19 protein-coding genes and 1 tRNA gene are annotated in these 20,698 nt (G+C 69.4%); 7 read left to right on the forward strand and 13 right to left on the reverse strand.

Annotation, left to right across the window (positions count from 1 at the left end):
* Positions 1-15 precede the first annotated feature (15 nt).
* On the forward strand, positions 16-1,674 hold the full coding sequence (locus tag IE307_RS26260) for a methyltransferase (RefSeq protein ID WP_191302018.1): 1,659 nt from the start codon (positions 16-18) through the stop codon (positions 1,672-1,674).
* Here the strand turns inward: IE307_RS26260 and IE307_RS26265 are convergent.
* The 3 genes from IE307_RS26265 to sigK are packed head-to-tail and all read right to left on the reverse strand — an operon-like array spanning position 1,664 to position 3,380.
* Entirely contained in the window at positions 1,664-2,014 is a 351-nt protein-coding gene (locus tag IE307_RS26265; protein WP_191302019.1) for a VOC family protein, read from the reverse strand. The two genes, IE307_RS26260 and IE307_RS26265, sit on opposite strands and share 11 nt — an antisense overlap.
* 47 nt (positions 2,015-2,061) lie before the next feature.
* Positions 2,062-2,784 carry an anti-sigma factor gene (locus IE307_RS26270; protein ID WP_191302020.1) on the reverse strand — a complete coding sequence of 241 codons (723 nt, stop codon included), beginning with the start codon at positions 2,782-2,784 and terminating at the stop codon, positions 2,062-2,064.
* On the reverse strand, positions 2,781-3,380 hold the full coding sequence (gene sigK, locus IE307_RS26275; RefSeq protein WP_191302021.1) for an ECF RNA polymerase sigma factor SigK: 600 nt from the start codon (positions 3,378-3,380) through the stop codon (positions 2,781-2,783). The genes IE307_RS26270 and sigK overlap by 4 nt, the downstream gene beginning before the upstream one ends.
* A 176-nt stretch (positions 3,381-3,556) precedes the next feature.
* Between sigK and IE307_RS26280 the strand changes: the two genes are divergently transcribed.
* The 3 genes from IE307_RS26280 (at position 3,557) to IE307_RS26290 (ending at position 7,280) form a co-directional block, all read left to right on the forward strand.
* Positions 3,557-4,210, forward strand: a complete 654-nt coding sequence (locus IE307_RS26280; protein ID WP_191302022.1) for a fasciclin domain-containing protein — start codon at positions 3,557-3,559, stop codon at positions 4,208-4,210.
* Between the two features lie 328 nt (positions 4,211-4,538).
* Complete coding sequence (locus IE307_RS26285; protein WP_191302023.1) at positions 4,539-5,168, forward strand: helix-turn-helix domain-containing protein; 630 nt, start codon at positions 4,539-4,541, stop codon at positions 5,166-5,168.
* Positions 5,169-5,174: 6 nt separating this feature from the next.
* Entirely contained in the window at positions 5,175-7,280 is a 2,106-nt protein-coding gene (locus tag IE307_RS26290; protein ID WP_191302024.1) for an ATP-binding protein, read from the forward strand.
* On the opposite strand, the gene IE307_RS26295 is transcribed toward IE307_RS26290, so the two are convergent.
* Complete coding sequence (locus IE307_RS26295; protein WP_191302025.1) at positions 7,224-7,571, reverse strand: hypothetical protein; 348 nt, start codon at positions 7,569-7,571, stop codon at positions 7,224-7,226. The two genes, IE307_RS26290 and IE307_RS26295, sit on opposite strands and share 57 nt — an antisense overlap.
* Positions 7,568-8,761 (reverse strand): glycosyltransferase family 28 protein, encoded by a 1,194-nt coding sequence (locus IE307_RS26300; protein WP_229905074.1) that lies wholly within the window; start codon positions 8,759-8,761, stop codon positions 7,568-7,570. Before IE307_RS26300 ends, IE307_RS26295 begins: the two co-directional genes overlap by 4 nt.
* A 152-nt stretch (positions 8,762-8,913) precedes the next feature.
* Between IE307_RS26300 and IE307_RS26305 the strand changes: the two genes are divergently transcribed.
* Positions 8,914-11,862, forward strand: coding sequence for an AfsR/SARP family transcriptional regulator (locus IE307_RS26305; RefSeq protein ID WP_191302026.1), 2,949 nt, complete (start codon positions 8,914-8,916; stop codon positions 11,860-11,862).
* A 452-nt stretch (positions 11,863-12,314) separates the two neighbouring features.
* Here IE307_RS26305 and IE307_RS26310 read toward each other — a convergent pair.
* The 3 genes from IE307_RS26310 to IE307_RS26320 form a co-directional block, all read right to left on the reverse strand.
* Positions 12,315-12,388: transfer RNA gene (locus IE307_RS26310), tRNA-Lys, on the reverse strand.
* Between the two features lie 78 nt (positions 12,389-12,466).
* The gene (locus tag IE307_RS26315) at positions 12,467-13,075 is read right to left on the reverse strand and encodes a lysoplasmalogenase family protein (protein ID WP_229905075.1); all 609 of its coding nucleotides are present in this window, start codon (positions 13,073-13,075) and stop codon (positions 12,467-12,469) included.
* 25 nt (positions 13,076-13,100) lie between these two features.
* Positions 13,101-14,573: a flavin-containing monooxygenase gene (locus tag IE307_RS26320; protein ID WP_191302027.1), complete on the reverse strand. Its 1,473-nt coding sequence runs from the start codon at positions 14,571-14,573 to the stop codon at positions 13,101-13,103.
* A 99-nt stretch (positions 14,574-14,672) separates the two neighbouring features.
* On the opposite strand from IE307_RS26320, the gene IE307_RS26325 reads away from it, so the two are divergent.
* Positions 14,673-15,299 carry a TetR/AcrR family transcriptional regulator gene (locus tag IE307_RS26325; protein WP_191302028.1) on the forward strand — a complete coding sequence of 209 codons (627 nt, stop codon included), beginning with the start codon at positions 14,673-14,675 and terminating at the stop codon, positions 15,297-15,299.
* A gap of 69 nt (positions 15,300-15,368) precedes the next feature.
* Here IE307_RS26325 and IE307_RS26330 read toward each other — a convergent pair whose 3' ends face one another.
* The 3 genes from IE307_RS26330 to IE307_RS26340 all read right to left on the reverse strand — a co-directional run bounded on the left by IE307_RS26330 (position 15,369) and on the right by IE307_RS26340 (position 17,979).
* Positions 15,369-16,175, reverse strand: a complete 807-nt coding sequence (locus tag IE307_RS26330) for a hypothetical protein (RefSeq protein ID WP_191302029.1) — start codon at positions 16,173-16,175, stop codon at positions 15,369-15,371.
* Positions 16,176-16,338: 163 nt separating this feature from the next.
* A complete protein-coding gene (locus tag IE307_RS26335) occupies positions 16,339-17,529 on the reverse strand; it encodes an amidohydrolase (protein WP_191302030.1) in 1,191 nt (396 codons plus the stop codon).
* Between the two features lie 9 nt (positions 17,530-17,538).
* Positions 17,539-17,979 carry a MarR family winged helix-turn-helix transcriptional regulator gene (locus IE307_RS26340; protein ID WP_191302031.1) on the reverse strand — a complete coding sequence of 147 codons (441 nt, stop codon included), beginning with the start codon at positions 17,977-17,979 and terminating at the stop codon, positions 17,539-17,541.
* Positions 17,980-18,025: 46 nt separating this feature from the next.
* Between IE307_RS26340 and IE307_RS26345 the strand changes: the two genes are divergently transcribed.
* Entirely contained in the window at positions 18,026-18,619 is a 594-nt protein-coding gene (locus IE307_RS26345; protein ID WP_191302032.1) for a TIGR03086 family metal-binding protein, read from the forward strand.
* Here IE307_RS26345 and IE307_RS26350 read toward each other — a convergent pair.
* Both IE307_RS26350 and IE307_RS26355 read right to left on the reverse strand, forming a co-directional pair.
* Positions 18,600-19,274: a class I SAM-dependent methyltransferase gene (locus IE307_RS26350; RefSeq protein ID WP_191302186.1), complete on the reverse strand. Its 675-nt coding sequence runs from the start codon at positions 19,272-19,274 to the stop codon at positions 18,600-18,602. The genes IE307_RS26345 and IE307_RS26350 overlap by 20 nt on opposite strands.
* A 129-nt stretch (positions 19,275-19,403) precedes the next feature.
* Positions 19,404-20,600: an MFS transporter gene (locus IE307_RS26355; protein WP_191302033.1), complete on the reverse strand. Its 1,197-nt coding sequence runs from the start codon at positions 20,598-20,600 to the stop codon at positions 19,404-19,406.
* Positions 20,601-20,698 lie beyond the last annotated feature (98 nt).

The raw sequence follows: 20,698 nt of genomic DNA on the forward strand, positions 1-20,698 counted from the left end.
ACCAGGAACCCCACCATGATCTCGACAGCCACCCCCGTCATCACCGCGGCCGACCTCGACCGCCTGACCGCCGCGATCGCCCTCCTCGGCGCGCACGACACGCGTTCGGCGCTCGCCGCCGCCCTGCCGTCGCTGCCCGCCGACCAGCGCGACGCCGTGGCGCGGCACGCCGCCCTGGACCACGCCGCGTTGCTCATCTTCCCGGAAACCCTTGCGGGACTTGCGGACGAGCTCGCGCACCACGGCATCGACGTCGGCACGATGACCCCGAGCGTCATCGTCCGCGAACGGCTGAGCTCCCGGTACTCGGTGCCGGTCGCGGACCTGAAGGTCGGCATCCTGCGCGCGCCCGTCTCCGACCGCAACGGCTGGCCGTGCGAGCTGGAGATCTTCGTGATGGTGACGCCGCCGGAGCTCGCGCACATCGCCGAGGACGAACGACGCCACCAGCGCGAGAACCACGTCGCCCTGGCCGTCCGCAGGCCGGATCCCGTGCTGTTGCGCGGGTTGCGCACGATGATCGCCGGTGTCATGCGCCCGGACGGCGGTGGTTACAACGGCTACGAGAACAACTCGGTGCTCTACTTCCGCGACGCGCGCTGCGCCGACCCCGCGTTCCGCCGCCTGGAACTGATCGCCACGGGCAGGTTCCCGCAGGTGCAGGCCACCCACCAGCGCGAGTCGTGCGCCGGCACCGAGCTGCTGCGCCTGCTGACCGGGGCGTGGGCGACGCAGGCCATCGCGACCGCGGCCGAGCTCCGCCTGCTCGACCACCTCGTGACCACCCCGGACCTGGCGGGCCTCGCCGCGGCCACCGGCACCGAACCCCACAGCCTCGCCAGGCTGCTGCGCTACCTCGGCTCGCTCGGCCTCGTGCACCTGTCCGGTGACGAGCACGGCCTCACCGACCTCGGCGAGCTGCTGCGGTCGGACCTGACGGGCTCGATGCGGCCGCTCGCGCTGATGTACGGCGGCCCGTTCTACCGGTCGTTCGCCGAGCTCACCGAGGCCGTGCGCAGCGGTGAGGAGTCGTACGCGAAGGCCTTCGGTGCCCACCACTTCGCCCACATGGCGACGGATCCGGCCTTGTCGGAGCTGTTCCACGGGTCCATGGCCGCGAGCAACGCCATGTTCACCGGCGTCACCAAGGTCGTCGACTTCTCCACCGCCCGCACGGTCGTCGACGTGGCCGGCGGCAACGGCGAGCTGCTGGCGCGCGTGCTGCACGCCAACCCGGCGCTGCGGGGCGTTCTGCTCGACCTCCCGAACGCCCTGGCCGCCGCGCAGCCGCGCCTCGCCGGCCTCGCGGACCGCGTCGCCCTCGTTCCCGGCGACTTCACTCGCGCCGTCCCCGAGACCGGCGACGTCTACCTGCTGTCCCGTGTGCTGCACGACTGGGACGACGAGCAGTGCCGCACCATCCTGGCCACGTGCGCGCGGAACATGCCCGCACACGCCGAACTGCTGGTGATCGAGCGGCTGCTGCCCGAGGCCGGTGACGCCGACTCGCTCGCGATTCCGTGGGACATCCACATGCTGTGCAACACCGGAGGTCGCGAGCGCACCGAGTCGCACTACCGCGCGTTGCTCGCGGAGGCGGGCTTCGAGCTGGTCGAGACGCACGCGCTCCCGTTGGACGCGCACGTGATGCGTGCCCGGCTGATCACCAGCTGACCAGGCAGAAGGGGTGGCCGGCGGGATCCGCGTAGACGTGGAACCGCTCGCCACCCCCGGCGAGCCGGCGCGCGCCGAGGGCCAGCACCTCCTCACCCGCCGCCGCCAGATCGTCCACGCGCACGTCGAAGTGCATGTGCGCGGACTCGTCCGGCCACTTCGGCGGCACCCAGCCCTCGACCCGCGCGAACGCCACACCGGGCCGGTCCGGGGCGTCACCGATGACGACGAACCCGTCGTCGTCCTGCACCCGGACCATCCCGAGCAGCTCCTCGTAGAACTCCGCCAGCGCCCGCGGCTGCGGGCAGTCGATCACCAGGCCGTGCCATCGTCCGATCATGCGCGGGATGGTGTCCCGCGTTCAGGACAACCACCGCCCTGGTTCGATCAGGCGAGCGGCATCGCCATCACCGCGTCCGACGTCGGCTTCGGCGACCCCCCTCGCGGCTCGACCGTGAGCGCGACCTTCTGCACCCCGGACAACCCGTTCACCACAACGGGTGCGGACCGCGAGTCGAGCAGTCCGGCCGGCTGCGGATCGTTGTCGGCGCCGATCAGCCAGAGCTGGTAGACCCTGTCGGCGCCGGGGTCGGGCAGGCCCTTGGCGAGGAACAGCGCCTCGTCGCGGCTCGCCGACACGACGGCCGTGCCGGTGGCCCCGTTCGGTGCGGTGCCGTTGACGAGCTTCGCGTCCGGCGTCGACAGGAAGTCGGAGAACCGGCTGTACTCGCTGGAGAGCTGCGCCAGCTGCCGTTCCTGACCCGTCTGCGTGTACTGCACCGTCACGAAGACAGCGGCGACGAGGCAGGCGGCCGCGAGCAGCCCACCCGCCCAGCGCACCCGGCGCGGGTTCGGCACACGTGCCGTGTGCGGGGGCAGCTGCCGGGTCTCGGCCGCGGCGGCGAGCACACGGGCACGCAGCTGCGGCGGCGGCGCGAACTCGACCGCCGCGCCCAGGCGCGACGCCGTGGCCGCGAGTTCGGCGACCTCGACCGCGCAGCTCTCGCAGCGGGTCAGGTGCGCCTCGAACGCGGTCCTCTCGAAGTCCGACAACGCGTTGACGGCGTAGGCGCCGGTGAGCGTGTGCAGATCAGCGGATGTGGTCCTCATCCGGTCACCCCCATGCAGTCTCGGAGCCTGATCAGGCCGTCCCGCATCCGGGTCTTCACCGTGCCGAGCGGGATGCCCAGCAGGCTCGCGACCTCCGGATAGGAGTAGCCCTGGTAGTAGGCGAGCAGCACGGACTCGCGCTGCAGTTCGGTCAGGAAGCTCAGGCACCGGCGCACCTGGCGTTGCTCGAGCTTGCCGTTGACCTGCTCGCTCACCTCGTCGAACGGCCTGGCCGGGTCGAGGCGCGCCGCCCGGTCCTCGCGGTGGCTCGCGGCCTGCGCCGACCGGACGCGGTCGACGGCGCGGCGGTGCGTCAGCGTGAGGATCCAGGTGGTGGCACCACCCCTCTGGGGATCGAACCTCGTCGCGGTCCGCCACACCTCGAGCATCACCTCCTGGAACACCTCCTCCGACTGCGCCTGGTCTCGCACGACTCGTCTGATCAGCCCGAACACCGAGCCGGACACGACGTCGTAGAGCCGTTCGAACGCGGCCTCGTCGCCCCGCGCGACCAGCGGAAGCAGGTCGTCGGCGGTAGGGCCGACGTCACGAGGGGTGCTCTGCAGGCTTTGCAGCGCCCGCTCACGCTCAGGCATCCCGGGTCCTCTCCTAGCGCGTTGTCCACCAGGTGTTCGGAGCAGCGCCGCAAATGGATCGGTCCTGAATGAGCAAGAGCTACCGGGTAACGGATCGATAACCGCACCCATCCGCCCGCCAGGGGGCGCCGAATCACGGGCAGCAACTGTTCGATCACCCTTGGAGATGTCCCGACATGAACAGCACCGTCCGCAACACCGTCCTGGCCCTCGGCGCCGCCTCACTCGCCCTGTTCGGCGCGGCGTGCGGCTCGGGTGACACGGCTGCCAGCGGCACCTCGTCCAGCGCCGCCCCGACCTCCACGGCGACCTCGTCCTCCGCGGCCATGGCCGACCCGGCCAAGGACCTCGTCGGCCCCGGCTGCGCCGACTACGCCAAGCAGGTCCCCTCCGGCGCAGGTTCCGTCAGCGGCATGGCCGCCGACCCGGTCGCCGTCGCCGCGAGCAACAACCCGCTGCTCACCACCCTCGTCAGCGCGGTCTCGGGCAAGCTCAACCCGAAGGTCAACCTCGTCTCGACCCTCAACGGCGCCGAGTTCACCGTCTTCGCCCCGGTCGACTCGGCGTTCGCCAAGATCGACCCCGCCACCATCGAGACGCTCAAGACCGACGACGCGCTGCTCACCAAGATCCTGACCTACCACGTCGTCCCCGGCCAGATCACGCCCGACAAGCTCGCCGGCGACCAGAAGACCGTGCAGACCGGCACCGTGAAGGTCACCGGCACCAAGGACGCGCTGAAGATCAACGACGCGAACGTGATCTGCGGTGGCGTGCACACCGCCAACGCGACCGTCTACCTGATCGACTCGGTCCTGATGCCTTCCTGACGCCCCCGCTTCAACGCTCAAGGCACTCACGTCACCGATGTGGGTGCCTTGATCGTTCTAATGGGACTGATCAAGGTTGAACGCGACAAGGTGACACTTAAATGCACCTGTCCGGGTGATCGCGATTTCGCATTGTCGAAACGCGTGCGCTATCGTCGCCGCAACAAAAGGCTCTGCTCTCCATTCGTTTTCGTCGTGCCTGGTCAAGGCTGGTCGTGGTGGTTCGACGCGGTTGGGATCGAGCTGATTCCAAGATCGCGAAGTAACGGGACGACGCATGCGAGCGACAAACTTTGGCGTTGGGCGCGACAGGGGACGCGGGGGAGCCATGCCATCGGACAAGGAATTGTCAAGACATCAGCAGGACGAACCCGCTGATCTGGCTGGCGATCTTGCTGCCTATCGGCCGGCGTTAGGTCGGCGGCTGGCCGCGCTGAGGAAAGAGTGCGGCTATTCCCGGGAAGAGGCCGCCGGGTTGATCGGAGTGAGCTCCGACACGCTCCGGCTCTACGAGGAAGCCACTTGGCGGCCATCCATGCGGCGGCTGGTGCGCATTACCACCTTGTACCGGGCCGACCCGCTGGGAATTCTCCAGGACATCGCCCAGAGCGTGCGGCCGAAAAAGGAACACGTTTTCCTTCCCGAGGTCGAGGCGTTGCTCTACTTTTGTGGGGTAACGCCCGAACAGGTCGTCGACCGCGTGGATCCCGCCGTGGAACCCGAACCGGGTCCGCTGCCTGGCGAAGCGCCGCTCGGTGAGGTGCTGAAGTATCGGAGGGACGATGATCCGATGCGCGTCCAAGGGGGTCTGATGCTGAGGCGGGAGTACGAGGCGGGTGCGAGCATCCGCATGCTGAGCACCAAGCACCACTTGGCCTTCGGGACCATTCGCACGTTGCTGGTGGAAGCCAACACCCGGCTGCGCGGGCCCGGCAGCCCGCATCACGGGACAGCCTGAGTCGTGGTGGACCAGGCCGGAACGACCAGGAACCAGGTGTCGGGGTCGGTCACCGGCACGAGCGTCCAGGCCGGGATCGTCCGAGGCGGGCTGCACATCCACCAAGGTGACGTCACGCCGGTCCCGCGGCAGTTGCCCGCACCGCCGCGGAAGTTCACCGGACGCCTGGCGGAACTCGAGCTGCTGCAAGCGGTCCAGCACACCGGACAGGCCGGCGGCGTCACCGTCCTCAGTGGACCTGGTGGTGTCGGCAAAACCGCGCTGGCGTTGCAGTGGGCCGCGTCCGTGCAGGAGGAGTTCCCGGACGGGCAGCTGTTCGTCGACCTGAACGGTTTCAGTTCCACCGCTCCCACGGATCCCGGAGAAGCCCTCGGCTCGTTCCTCCGCGCGTTGGGCACCTCCCCCGAGCGCGTTCCAGTGCACCTGGCCGACCAGGTCGCGCTCTACCGATCGCTGACGGCGGGCAAGGCGCTGCTCGTCGTGCTCGACAATGCGTTGTCGGCAGCACAGGCCCGCGTGCTCGTCCCCGCGTCGCCGACGAGCCTGGTGGTGGTCACCAGCAGGAGCAAGCTGGTTGGTCTGGTCGGCGACGGTGCTCGTCTGGTCGAGGTGGGACCGCTGCCGGCGGCTTCCGCGTACTCGATGCTCGCAGGTGTCGTCGGTGACGAACGCGTGGCGAGAGAACGGGAACACGCGGAGAACCTCGTGGCGCTCTGCGACGGGTTGCCCATAGCCATCCGCGTCGCGGCCGCACGGCTGTTGATGCGCTCCAAGTGGTCCGTGCGTCGTGTTCACGATGAACTCGTCGACGAGCGGTCGAGGCTCGCGAACCTTTCGCCGTCGGGCGAGTTGTCGGTGAGAGCCACCTTCGACCTGTCGTACCGCATGCTGGAACCTGCGGCAGCCACCGCGTACCGGCGGTTGAGCCTGCACCCCGGCGGCGACTTCGGACCGGAACTCGTGTCCGCGGTGCTGGAGGACCCGGCGGAAGCGGACTCGCTGCTGGAACCGTTGGTGGACGCGAACCTCCTCGACGAGCACGCCGAGGACAGGTACCGCTACCTCGACCTCCTGCGCCTGCACGCGACACAGCGACTCGAATCCGATGACCCGCGGGAGGAACGCGTCGCCGTGCTGCGGCGCATCGCCGAGTGGTACCTGGCCGCGGCGATGCGTGCCGACGAGGTGCTGACGCCGTACCGCAGAAGACTTCCGCACACGTTCTCCTCCCCGCCTCGTTCAGTGCCGTCGTTCGGCTGCAGGGACGACGCGCTCGGCTGGCTGGAGCGCGAGCGCGTGAACCTCGTCGCCGCGGGACGGGCGGCGTTCGAGCACGGGTTCGCCGAACTCGCCTGGCACCTGTCCGACGTCCTGTGGCCGCTGTTCCTGCTCAGGAAGCACTACCGGGACAGACTGGACGTGGACGAGCGGGGTGTCGCCGCCGCGCGCCAATGGGGCAACGAGTTCGCTTTGGCCGACATGCTCAAGCGGCTCGGGCGGGTGTCCACCACCGCGCGCGACTTCGAGGCGGCCGAGCGGTACCTGGCCGAGTCCATGGAGCTGTGGACGCGCATGGGTGATGATCGCGGCGTCTGCGACGCCAGGGAGTACCTCGCCCTGCTGTACCGGGAGACCGGGCGGGCGGAGGCCGCACTGGGCCAGTTCGAGCTCCTCGTCGAGGCCACGACCGCGCTGGGGGCGACCCGATCGGTCGGGCTCAACCTGATCAACCTCGGGCACGTCCTGGTGGAGCTCGGCCGTGCGCCGGAAGCCGTGCCGCACCTCGTCCGCGCCGAGGAGATCTTCCGCGGGCTCGGAGCAACGGATCCGTACAACCACGCCCGTTCCGTCGTCGCCCTCGCCGCCGCTCAGTGCCGCACCGGTGCCCTCGTGGCCGCCGCCGGCCGTGCGGGCGAAGGACTCGGCCTCATGGAGGCGCTCGGATCGGACCACGGCCGGGCCGAGGCGTTCCACGTGCTCGGCGAGGTGGCCCGCAGGTCGGGCCGCGCCGCGGAGGCGCGTGAGCACCTCCGCGCGGCCGAGGAGATCTTCAGGTCACTCGGTTCTCCCCAGGCGGAGGCCGTCCGTGAACGGCTGGCCGAGCTGGACTGACCTGGGCAGCGGAACGCGCGGACGGGTCACCCACCACAGGTAGACGTCCTCGACCAGGTGCGGCTGTCGCGCGGCGGTGAACAGGTACCGCTCCCGCGTGACGAACGCGATCTGATCAGGCGGGAGGGCGACGGCGACCATCGTCAGACCGGGCAGGGCGGAGAAGAGCCTGCTCGCGTCGGCGAGTCCGGTGGTGGCGTCGGTGGCGGACGTGCGGATCACGTCCGCCACCACGCAGGAACGGGGAAGGGCGGCACCGCGCACGGTCGCCACCAGAGGATCCAGTTTCACGATCGGCACCAGTTCTGGGGAACGGGAACAGCGGTGAGCGCGCGATGCGCGCCCGGTTCGGTGAGGCCGAGCAACCGGTAGCAGGATTGACGCAAGCTACCGGCAGCGCGCCCCGGACGCGAGGTGACGGTCCCGGCCAGTTCCCCGGTGATGTCGAAGCGTCCGGTCAGCTGACCGGCCAGAGGAAGATCGGTGCGCAGCGTCGGCGCGAGTTCCCGCAGCCGGGCCTGTGGCGCGTTCCCGGCGATCGCCAGCCGAGCCGGCGACTCCACCAGCAGGACCGGCTTGCCGATGGCGGCCGCGTAGGCCGTCGTGGAGCCGTGGTCACCGACGACGTGGTCCGCTGCCACCAGCGCCGCCCTCCAGTCGAGTTCGGGGGTGAACAGCCTCAGCCCCGCGTCGACGCAGTCCGCGAGCCACGCCCTGACCTGCCTCGGGCCGTGGCTGAACCAGACGCCGGGGTGGGCGAGCGCGGCCAGCTGGAACCTGTCGGCCGGTAGTTCGTCGAGCAGCCGTGCGACGAGGTCGAGGTGCATCCCGAAGAGCGAACCGGTGCCCCAGGTGGACGTCACCACCACCAGTTCCTGTTCGGGTGCCACACCGAGTGCCTCGCGGTAGGCGGCGCGGGCGGGCAGGCTCGCGACCAGTCGGTCGTAGCAGAGGTCGCCGATCACCTCGGCCACCCCGAGCGCTTCCGGGCACTGCTCGCGCAACACGTCGAGCTGGTTCTCGTGGGACAGCACGACCACGCGCGCAGTCGGCCTTCCGTTGTGCAGCAGGCGTTGGCTGTCGAGCCCGTACGGGTGCAGCCGGCCGGTCGCGCTGCGGTGCCCCTTCGCGTACCCGGCTCCGTGGGGCATGACCACGACGGGCGCGTGCACCTGGTGCAGCGAGCCGAACGACGCCGCGAGTGCCAGGTCGAACTCCTCGCGCACCGCCTGTTCCCACGGCAGCACCACACCTCCGGTAGCGCGCAGCAGGTCCTCCACTCCATTGCCGAAGACGTCCGGTGCTCTGGTGAACACCACCTGCACCCGGTGGTCGTTCTCCAGCAGCTCCACCGCCTCCAGCACCCTCTCGCCACTGGTGACCGTGTGGACGACGGCGAGCACGGTGCGGCAGTCGCGCCGCGTCACCCACCGGTGGGCATCGATGCCCACCGGAACGTCAAGCCATTCGGATGCGCCCATGAACCGACTCACTTTCCAATACGGCGGGAAATTGGACAGGCTCGTTCGAGCATCCGGGTGCACTTTGTCAATGGGCTTGCAGTTCGCTTGCAGAATGGTGCCGGGGAGCTGTCGACGAACGTTACGGTGATGTGCAGGGAAGGGGTGGCCCTGTGAAGCTCACGATCCTGGGGGAGACGACGCTGCGCGTGGGGGCGGCGTTCATCCCGTTGGGCGCGAGGAAACAGCGGGCGCTGCTGGCGCTGCTGCTGCTGAACGTGAGGCGGCCGGTGCCGGTGGACACGCTGGTCCAGGTGTTGTGGCCGGGTAAGGCTCGTGACCAGGTGCGCGGCACGGTGCAGGTCCAGGTGAGCCGAATCCGGAAGGCGTTCAAGGATTCCGGGGTCAAGCGCAACGTCGTCATCAAAGACGGTGATGGGTACAGGCTGGATCTCGACCAGGATCTCGTTGATTACCACTATTTCCGCAAAACCGCGGATTCAGGCCGGGCGGCGAGTGCTATTGGTGATCATTTCGCCGCCAAGGCGCGCCTGACCGAGGCGATCGATCTCTGGTCGGGAGTCCCGCTCGCGGACGTCGAGGGCGATTGGGCCGAACATCGGCGCGACTCCATGGAGAGCACCGATTTGCTGCACGCGTACCACGCTTTGTTCCACGCCGAGATCCACCTCCGCGAGTACGCCGAGGTCCTGCGGGACCTGGTTCCGCTGATGGAGAGGCATCCGCTGGACGGCACGCTCGCCCTGCAGCGGATGAAGGCGCTCGACGGAATGGGAGATCGCCACGGGGCGACGGCGTTCTACTCGCGGTACCGCCAGAGGCACAGCCTCGAGTTCGGCCTGGAGCCCTCCGCCGAGCTCTCGCAGTTCTACCTGCGCCTGCTCGACCAGGGGGCCGCCGACGTGCGGCCCGCTTCCGATCCCCTCCCGCTCCTGCACGCCTTTCCCCGAGCCTCGGGCCGCTTTTCCGGACGGGGCGAACTGCTCGCCAAGCTCGACGGGTTCCTGCGCATGCGGGAGCACGGCACCACGCCGATGGTCGCGTTGCACGGCATGCCCGGTGTCGGGAAGACCCAGCTCGCCATCCACTGGGCGCACCGGCACCGGGCGGACTTCCCCGATGGCCAGGTGCTGCTGGACATGCGGGGCTACGGCCAGGAAGACCCGCTGACCGCGGACAACGCGATTTCCCAGTTGCTCGATCGCCTCGGTGTGCCGACGGAGCAGATCCCCGCGGAACCGGAGCGGCGGCCCATGCTGCTCAGCCGGACCCTCCTCGGCCGCGAGGTGCTGCTGGTGATCGACAACGTGCGCGACTCCGAGCAGGTGCGCCCGCTGGTCTCGGCCGTCCCCGACGCCTTCGTCCTGTTCACCAGCCGCGACCGCCTGCGCGGCCTCACGATCAGGGAGGGTGTCCACCCGGTCGCCGTTCCGGAGCTGAGCACGGCCGAGTCCGTCGAGCTGCTGCGGTCGACGATCCACGACGCGCGGGCGACGGACGACGAGCCGGGGCTGCTGGACATCGCCGCGCTGTCAGGAGGGCTCCCGCTGGCGCTGAAGATCGTCGGCCAGCACGTGGCCGACCGGCCGCTGGAGACGTTGGGGGAGTTGACCGAACAGCTCAGGGCGCAGCGCGACCTCTTCTCCGTGCACGACGAGGACGACGAGTTGCTGAGCCTGCCCGCCGTGTTCTCGTGGAGCTACCAGGCGCTGGCGCCGCAGACGGCACGGGTGTTCCGCTTCCTCGGGTTGCACCCCGGTTCGCGCGTGAGCGGCCACACCACCGCGGCGCTCGCGAACATCACCCCCGACGAGGCGACCAAGCACCTCAACCTGCTGGTCCGGGTGAACCTGCTCGACACCGACGTGGCGAGTCGCTACAGGTTCCACGACCTGCTGCACGAGTACGCCGGCGACTGCGTGCGCCAGGCGGACCTCTCGGCCGACCGGAGGGACGCGGTCGAGCGCCTGCTGACGTGGTACGTCGAAACGAGCTGCGCGGTGAGCAGGCGGTTGTCCCCGCAGAGCCAGCCAGTCCCTCCGCTCGACGGCGCCGGTGCCCTGCCTCCGTTGTCCTTCGCGACGGACAAGGCCGCACTCGACTGGTGCCTGTACGAGCGCGGCAGCCTGGTGGCGGCGACGAGGCTGGCCGCGACGACCAAAGGCATGGAGGAGCAGGCGTGGAGGTTGCCGGCTGCCTTGCGGGAGGTTTTCGAACGCTCGCAGCACATCAAGGAGAGACCGGGGTACCACGAGCAGAAGTCCGGGTACCACGACGACATGGTGACCTGCCACGAACTCGTGCTCGCGTCCGCGGCGAGGAGCACCCTCCCCGAGGCGGAGATGGGAACCAGGAACAACCTCGGCCTGATGTACCTCAGCGTGGGAAGGCTCAACGACGCGTACCTGCAGTTCCAAGCCAGTCTGGAAAGGGCGCGGGAAGTCGGTCACGAGCCCTGTGAGGCCGCCGTGCTGCACAACCTGGGCATCATCCACGCCGAACGCGGCGACGACCACGAGGCCCTGCGCCACCACCAGGGGTCGCTGGCGATCAACAGACGCCTCGGAGCGCACGAAGGCGAGGCGTTCGCGTTCCACCGAATCGGCATGGCGTACCACCGGCTCAGCAACTTCGACGACGCCAGGGCCGCTTATCTGGAAGCTCTGCGGCTCCGCCTGGACATCGGGCACGTGCGCGGCCAGGGTTCGACGCTGACGGCTCTGGCGGCTCTGCACCACGAATTGGGCGAGCCCAGCACCGGGCTGGAGTACTGCCTGCAGGCCCTGCGGGCCCACCAGACCTCAGGCGACCAGGTCGAGACGTGTCACGCGCTCGCTGTGCGCGCCGCCATCGAGTTCGACCTCGGGGAGTTCGAGGCGGCGCGTGAGCACGCCGAGCACGCCATGTCACTGGCCGACCAGCTGCAGGACGCGCTCACCCAGGTGAAGTCCAGGCATCTGCTGGGCCACCTGTCAGTCGTGGCCGAGCGGCCCCAGGACGCGATCGTGCTGTGGCGCCAGGCACTTGCCTTGGTGCCGTCGCCGAACGACGTGCTCGCGGCGACCATCCGCGCTGATCTGGAGAGTGCGGATCCGCGGTGAGCTCCACCGCGGATCCGCACGGCGTCATCCGCTAGGGCTCCGCCTTCGATCTGTGGTCCCGATCAGGGAACCGTGGTCGGTGTCGCGCGTCTTGTTCTCAAGACGGGCGAGAAGTGGCGGTCCAGACGGGACCGTCCACGACCGACAAGAGCCGCCGGGCCTGACGGTTAATAACCGTAGCCGATCCAAAAACATACGAGGTCAAAGGCGGTGCTCGGGTCAAGGGCGGTGCTCAAGTTGAAGCTGATCATTGCGAGCATCAGGTTGAGATCCTCCAAGCGATGAGGAGGGCATACTGCCACAAGTCGATCACCCGGGTTTTCACCGGGGTGGCCAGAAATCCGCAGGTAGACCGTTCGGCGTAACCGTCCTCATGGGACAGGGAGTCGCGTCTCGTGCCCCGGAAAAGCAAAGAAGCAGGTAGAGACGGATCTCTACCTGCTTCTCTGGAGTACGCCGCCAGGGACTCGAACCCCGGACCCGCTGATTAAGAGTCAGCTGCTCTAACCAACTGAGCTAGCGGCGCTTGTTTGTGTGCCGGAGCCTTGCTCGTTCCGACGTGAAGAACGTTAGCACAGGGCATCCAACGGGTTTTCACGCGGGGTCACCCGCGTTGCGAGAAGCCCGTGTGCAGGAGCCACTGGGCCGCCGTGTAGGTCGGCATGACCCCGGCCGACGCCACCCGTGCCGCGCGTCCCTTGAGGACGAACCGGCTCGCGCCGAGCAGGCCGTCCGATGCCGCGAACAGGGCCGCACCACCGAGAACGCGTCGTGCGCCGGGGCCTCGGGCCGTGGAGGCGGCGGCGACCATGGTGCCGAGGGTGAGGACGTAGAGGCCCACCGGCTTGCCCAGGGGGCCTGCCGCGCGGGCGAACGCGGCGGCGCCGACGGCTGATGCCGCGAGGATGGGGGCGACCGCCTTGCGGGTGCCCGGTGCCGAGCGGCGAGCCAGTGCGGTGGTGTAACCGAGGTGTGCCACCAGGAAGCTGAAGAGTCCTGTTCGGAACGCCTGGTCGGAGTCTCCTAGCAGGGCGATGTCGCCTGTCCACGAGCCGGTGAGGCCGACGGCCATTCCGGGGTCGCTCGGGGGCGAGGCGACGGCGAGGGCGGGCATGAGGGATGTTTTGGTGACTTTGCGCACTGTTGTGGTGCTGCGCAGCGTTGCCGCGATCGAGTCCACGGCCGCGGCGATCGCGTACGCCTGCTTCTTCATCGGACGCCCCTCGTTGTCGTGGTGCTCAGACTAGAAAGTCGTAGTGGGACAGCGGGAAGCGGGCGGCGGCGCGGTGGGCGCTGGTCGTGGAGGTGGGGCGTAGCAGGGTGGCTTCGCCGTGGTGGTTGAAGTAGTAGCTGTGTGCTGTGGCGCAGTGGCCCAGGGAGAACACGGTGTTCTGTGTGACCTTCGTGCGCATGCGTTTGAGGAACTCGTCGTTGGCCTTTTGGGTGACCTCGAAGACCGTCGAACCGCGGGAGCGCATCGCCGTGAACAGCCGGCGCATGTGGGTCATTTGGCACTCGATCGTCGTGAAGTACGACAACCCGCTGTAGGAGTACGGGCTGTTGAGCGACAGGTAGTTCGGGAAGCCCGGCACGGTCATGCCTTCGTAGGCCTGGAAGCGGTTGTGCCGCCACCACTTGCCCAGGTCCTTGCCGTCGCGGCCGATGACCTCGAACGCGGGGAAGTTGGTGTCCCAGAGGTCGAAGCCCGTTGCCAGGACCAGGACGTCGATCTCGGTGCGGCCGGCGGCCGTGACGAGCCCGCCTTCGTCGATGCGTTCGACGGCGGAGGTTTCGAGTCGCACGTGCGGCTTGGTGAACGTGCGGAAGTAGTCGTTGGAGAACGTGGGTCGCTTGCAGCCGAACGAGTAGTCCGGTGTGAGTTTCCGGCGCAGGTCCGGATCGCGGACCTGGCGGTGCAGATGGGCGCGGCACCACCGTTCGGCGAGGCGGTTCGCGACGCGCAACTGCTTGTAGTGCACCACTCCCGAGATCATCATGAGTTCGAGGATCGTGTTGCCCAGCCACCGCACGGCCCGTTGGGCGAACGGCAGCCGTGTGAACAACTGCCGGACGCGCGGAGGAATCGGGTGGTCGGGCTTGGGGCTGACCCAGATCGGTGTGCGCTGGAACACGGTCAGGGCGGACGCTGCGCGGGCGAGTTCGGGGATCAGTTGCACAGCTGTGGCGCCGGTGCCGATGATGCCGGCCCGTTTTCCGGTCAGGTCGACGGGCTTCCACGCGGCGGTGTGGACCACCTCGCCCCGGAACGACTCGATGCCCGCGATGTCCGGTGTCCTCGGCATCGACAGGAAACCGGTGGCGGTCACCAGGTAGCGCGCGGTGAAGGTCTCGCCGCCGGCCGCGACCTGCCAGTGGTCGTCCTGCCAGCGGGCGCCGGTCACCGTGACGCCGAAGCGCATCAACGGCCGGAGTCCGTACTTCTTGGCCACGTGCTCGGCGTAGCGCTTGAGTTCCTCGCCCGGTGCGAACAGGCGTGACCAGTGCGGATTCGGTTCGAACGAGTACGAGTAGGTCGGCGACGGGATGTCGACGGCCAGGCCCGGATAGCGGTTCACGTGCCAGGTGCCGCCGAGGTCGTCCTCCCGCTCGAGGATCAGCAGGTCGTGCAAACCGAGGCGCTTGAGCTCGATCGCCGCGCCCATGCCGCCGAAGCCCGCGCCGACCACGATCGCGTCGTACCGCCTGGTCATCCCGGCCTCCCGCAATCGAACGGAATGGTGTGTCAGTTTCGGAACCGTATGTCAGTTCTGAGGTGATCACAAGACTCCGCAGGTCATAGACTTGCGCGCATGACGTCCAGTGCCGAGCCCGTCAGCCGCGCCGAGCGCAAGAAGCAGGAGCTGCGCCGGGAGATCATCGACGCGGCCTTCGACTGCTTCGCCGAACGCGGTTACCACGCCACGGGGATCGCCGACGTCGCCGCGCGGCTCGGCATCGGGCACGGCACGTTCTACCGCTACTTCCAGAACAAGCGGGACATCGTCGACCACGTGGTGGACGACCTGGCCGCGCGCGTCACGGGTGCCCTGACGGCCGAGAACGCGCCGGACGCGGTGTCGACGCTCGCTGAGTACCGCGAGCAGTCCGCGCGCATCGGGGAGGCACTGGGCCGCATCTTCGGCGAGGACCCCCGCGTGCCGCGCCTGCTGCTGTTCGAGGCGCCCGGCATCGACCGCGCGATGGCCGAACGGATCCTCGACCTGTTCGACCTCGCCGCCGCGCTGACGTCCGCGTACCTCGCGCACGGCGTCGAACTCGGTTACCTGCGGGCGGATCTCGACGTCGACAACACGGCCAGGGCCATCAACGGCATGATCCTGGGCACCGCCATCTCGTCGTTGCGCACGCCGGAAGCCCAAGCGGCGCAAAGCGAAGCGCTCCGCCGCGTGATGTACGACGGCATCGCGGCCCGCTGACCGGAACGCAGAAGGCCCCGACCGGCGAACCGGTCGGGGCCTTGTCCTGCAACAGGAACAGCGGCCAGATCAGCCGATCAGGCGCGTGCCCTGCCAGCCCGAGCCGCGCACGGCGAGCTTCCAGACGTAGTCGGACGGGTCGAGGGTGTACTCGACCAGGATGCCGTCGGTGTCCACGATGGTGAAGTGGTCGGAGTCGGTACCGGCGATCAGGCGCATCCAGCGGTTGTCCGGCTGCGGCTGGCCCGGCTCGACCTCCTCCGGGAACTCCCGCAGACCTTCCTGCGTGTCGACCCACCACGACAGGGAGTTGAGCGCGTCACCCTTGAGCTCGAAGAACACGAACGGGTCGAGACCCGTGATGCTCTTCGTGGCGCCCCAGCCCCAACCGCGGAGCACCCTCGAGAGGTTGTTGGAGCCGTCGAACGTCCAGTAGACGAGCTCGCCCTGGTTGTTGATCTCGATGAACTGGTTGTTCGCGATGCCCGTCACGAGACGGGCGTTGTTCCAGCCCGAGCCCACGACGGCCTCGACGTACGTGCCGCCGTTCCACGTCCACTTGGACAGGCGACCGTCGCCCTTGATCTCCAGGAACGACTGGTTGTCCAGGGACGTGATGGCGCGGGTGCCCTGCCAGCCCCAGCCGCGGAGCTGACCGGAGTAGCTCTCGCCGGAGCGCTGCCAGTGCACGAGCTGACCGGCGCCGTTGATCTCCAGGAACGACTGGCCGTCGGTCGTGAGGGGCTTAGGGCCCTGCTCGCGCTCGACACCCTTGATGGATCGGTCTTCCCCCTGCGCGATGCTCGGCGACGCACCGACGACGGTGACCACCGCCGCGAGGCCGAGCACAGCTGCGATTGCACGCTTGAGACGCATGTTTCGACTTCCCCCAAAGAAATCTGTCGTGTCCGACGTGGTCATCCAAGCAACAGAACGCCCAGGTAACAACCTATTTGTGCGCTATGTGAAACGTCTGCGACACAACGGACGATGGAGGAGGTGCGCGGTACTCCGCGCTCGTCCGGAAACCGGAAAACGTTTACCGCAGCCACGTCCGCGCGGCGACGACGAGCGCGTCGACTCCGGTGGACAGCGTCGGTTCGACGTCCGGCGCGTACTCGGGGGAGTGGTTCATCGCGACCGGCTGACCGGGCTCGCGGGTGCTGAGGTCGGTGCCGCCGAGGAACCAGAACACGGTCGGAACCCCTGCCGCGGTACCGAAAACGCCGACGTCCTCGCTGGCGTTGACCACCGCGCCGGGGATCAGGTTGTGCATGCCGAAGTGCTCGGCGAACGCGGCCATCGTCCGCGTGGTCGCCTCCGGGTCGGACACGAGCACGGGAGTGCCGTCGTACCAGTCGAACTCGGGCTCGCGCGGCGCGCCGGACGCGGCGGCCTCGGCACGAGCGATCCGTTCAACTGCGGCGCGAACGATGCCGCGGACGTGCTCGTTGAACGTCCGGATGTTGACGCCGATCTCGGCCGTCTCCGGGATGACGTTCTCCTTGGTACCGGCCTGCAGCCGCCCGACCGTGACGACCGCCCGTTCGGCCGGCGAGATCTCCCGCGCGACGATTCCCTGCAGCCGCACCACGGTGTGCGCGGCCATCAGCACCGGGTCGACCGCGCTCTCCGGTGCCGATCCGTGGCCGCCGCGCCCGAACAGCGTGACGCGCACCGAGTCGGACGCCGCCAGCACCGGACCGCTGCCGTGCGCGATCATCCCGGCGGGCAACGGGCCGACGTGTTGCGCCAGCACGACTTCCGGCGTGCCGAACCGGTCGAACATCCCGTCGTCGACCATGTTCCGCGCGCCCTGGCCCAGCTCCTCCGCCGGCTGGAACACCACGAGCAGCGTTCCGGCCCACTCCTCGCGGGTGCGCACGAGCTCGGCGGCGGCCCCGATCAGGCACGTGGCGTGCATGTCGTGCCCGCACGCGTGCGCCACCGGCACGTCCTCACCGTCCACAGTGGTCGCGCGAGCCGTTGACGCGTAGGGCAGTCCTGTCGCCTCCTGCACGGGCAACGCGTCGATGTCCGCCCTGAGCATCACGATCGGGCCTTCGCCGTTGCGCAGCACCCCCACCACGCCGGTGCCGCCGACCTCGGTCGTGACCTCGTAACCCAACGGCCGCAACTCGTCTGCCAGCACGGCGGCCGTGCGGAACTCCTGCAGCGACAGCTCCGGGTGCTGGTGCAGGTCGCGGTAGAGCGCGTGCAGGTCGGGCACCGTGTCTCCTCAGTCCAGTTTCGGCAGTTCGTCGGCGAGCACGGCCAGCGACCGCAGCAGCGCCTCCCGGTCGGCGGGGGGCAGCAGGCCGAGCAGGCGTTCCTCGCCCCGCTGGACCTCCGCCTGGACCGCGCGGTGACGGCGGCGGCCTTCGCCGGTGATCGTGACGAGCCGCGCGCGCCGGTCCGCCGGGTCGCGCGGGCGCTCCAGCAGGCCGTCGTTCTCCAGTTCGTCCAGCACGCCGATGATCCGGCTCTTGTCCGCGCCGACGAACTCCGCGAGCGCGGCCTGGGTGCGCACCGGCTGGCCTTCGAGCGCGTCGAGCACGACGTAGCCCCACATGCTCAGCCCGTGTGCGCGCAGCACCGGCTGCTCGGCGGCGACCAGCGCCCGTTGCAGCGGCGCGATCATCGCCGCGAGGTCACGTCGCCGGCCATCCACGTCCGGCATGATACCGACCTTGCGCCACTAATAAGCATCTGCATATTGTAAGCACATGCTTATCAATGAACTGTTGGCTCTTCACCGCACCGCGGTGGAGACCAGCGTCGAGATCGTGTCCCAGGTGTCGGTGGACGACCTGGGCAGGCGCACGCCGTGTGCCGAGTGGACGCTCAGCGACCTGCTCGCCCACATGACCGCCCAGCACCACGGCTTCGCCGCCGCGGCACGGGGCAGGGGAGCGGACCTCGCGGCCTGGGAGGTCCGTCCCGGCGCCGACTACGCGGAGGCGGCCGGGGACGTCCTCGCCGCGTTCGCGGAACCCGAAGTGCCGCAACGGGAGTTCGTGCTGCCCGAGTTCCAGCCGGTGTCGCGGTTCCCCGCGATCCAGGCGATCGGCTTCCACTTCATCGACTACGTGGTGCACGGCTGGGACGTCGCGCGCTCGCTCGGCGCCGACTACGACCTGGCTCCGGAACTGGCCGAGCCCGCGCTGCGGATCGCGCTGAGCGTGCCGGGCGCGGGCAGGCTCGAACCCGGAGCCCCGTTCGGCCCGGCGCTGGAGGTCGAGGACTCGGATCCGTTGCGCCGTGTGCTGGCTGCCCTGGGGCGCTCACCCGACTGGGTTGTCAGCGACGCGACACGATGAGGCGGAAGCCGGCGTCCCACTCGTCGAGGCCGAGCAGGTCCCGGTGCCGTTCGTGCCACCGGCCGCTGTGCAGGTCCGCGCGCAGCCGGCCGATGCCGCGCTCGACGGCGCCGGGATCGGTCTGGGCTAGCGCGGAGCAGGCACGCCGGACACCGGGATCGAGGTAGGCGGCAGGCCGCCGCCAGTAGGCCGGGAACACCCCGTCGGTGAAGTCCCACGGCACCGGCAGGGGCGTGACGGTGCCGGCACCGAGCTCGTGCGCGATGTCGTCGGCGGACGGCCGGGTCAGTTCGAGGGCCGCGATTTCCGGCACGTACTCGCGGACGAACCAGAACTCGGTGTGCCGGCGCGTGTCGTAGGCGAGGACGACCCGCAGCGGCGCGATCCGGCGGAGTTCGGCCAGGCCCGCGCGCCAGTCGGTCCAGTGGTGCACCGTGAGCACGGCCAGTGCGGCGTCGACGGAGTCGTCCCGCACCGGCAACGCTTCGGCGACAGCGCGAACGGCCGGGCTCGCGCCCGGAGGCCGTTGGCGGATCATCTCGACGGACGGTTCGAGGGCCAGCGCCGTCCGGTCGCGCGGCTCGTAGGAACCGGTGCCCGCGCCGACGTCCGCGATGCGGAGGGCGCCGCCGAGCGCGGCGAGGACCTCGGCCATCCAGCGCGGGTCGGTGCGCCGTCCCGACGAGTACCCGGTGCCGATGTCGTCGTACAGGTCCCTGCCGCTCACGCCCGCCCCCAGCAGATCGATGTTCCTTCGACCGTAGCGATTCCAGGAGGGCCGCCCTCAGTGGTTCGCCCGCCCCGGGAAGGCGTGGCCGCGGGCGAAGACCACGATCACCACGGTCGTCACCACGAGTGCCACCACGGCGAGCAGGAGCCATCCGGTGCCGAAACCCGCGAGGAGCAGGCCTCCGGCGAGCCCGCCGAGCCCGATGCCGATGTTCCAGGTCGTCACCATCATCGGCTGGGCCGCGTCGGCGTGTTCGCCCGCCGCCGCCATCAACGCCGACTGGAACAGGGTGGCCACACCGCCGAAGGCGAGACCCCACACGGCGACGGCGAGGTAGGCCACGACGGGGTGGGCGGTGCCCAGCGACAGCGCCGCCGCGGCGACGGCGAAGAACACCGTGCTGAGCACGACGAGCGTGCGGTGGTGCCGGTCGACCAGCAGGCCCGTGAGCCAGATGCTGACGATGGACGCGATGCCGAAGTCGAGGAGGACCCACTGGACCTGGTCCGCGAGGCCGACGTCCGCCAGCACCGGTGCCACGTAGGTGTAGAGGACGGTGTGGGCGAGCACGTAGAGACCGGTGGCGAGCAGGATCGTCCGCAGCCCCTTCAACCGGAACAGCCGGTGCAACGGCATGCGCTCCCCGGCCTTGCGCCCCGCGAGGTTCGGGAGCTTCCACAGCGTCCACACGACCAGCAGGGCCGACAGGACGGTGACGAGCCCGAAGGTCAGCCGCCAGCCGACGACCTGACCGAGGAACGCCCCGAGCGGGACGCCCAGCGACAGCGCGACCGGGGTGCCGGCGAACGCGAAGGCCATCGCCCGGCCCTTCAGCGCGTCGCCCACGAGGCGTTGCGCGTATCCGCCGAGCAGGCTCCACGTCACGCCGGACGCCGCGCCCGCGACGAACCGCGCGGCCATCGTGAGGGTGTAGTCGAACGAGACCGCGGTGACGAGGTTGGCGACGAGGAAGCCGGCGAGCGCGACCACCAGCAGGTGGCGCCGGGGCCAGTGGCCGGTGGCGACCGCGACCGGGATCGCGGTCAGGAACGTGGCGACGGCGTAGATCGTGACCGTCTGCCCGGTCGCGGACTCGGACACGCCGAGCGCCGCGCTCATCTGGGGGAGCACACCAGCGGGCAGCGCCTCCGTCAGCGTCGTGATGAACCCCGCGGTGAACAGGGCGATGAGAGCCGGAAGTGGCAGGCGTTCCGCCTGGGCCGGTGTGGTCCGTTCCCGGATCGTGGTCATGAGTGGTTCCTCCGCCTGGGCCGAAGTGCCGCTGGTGCGGTACTTCGGCAAGCGTCGAACGTTCACACCGGTGAGAAGGCAAGGCGGTTCGGGGGAGA

This window comes from Lentzea cavernae (assembly GCF_014653695.1).
Taxonomy (GTDB): domain Bacteria; phylum Actinomycetota; class Actinomycetes; order Mycobacteriales; family Pseudonocardiaceae; genus Lentzea; species Lentzea cavernae.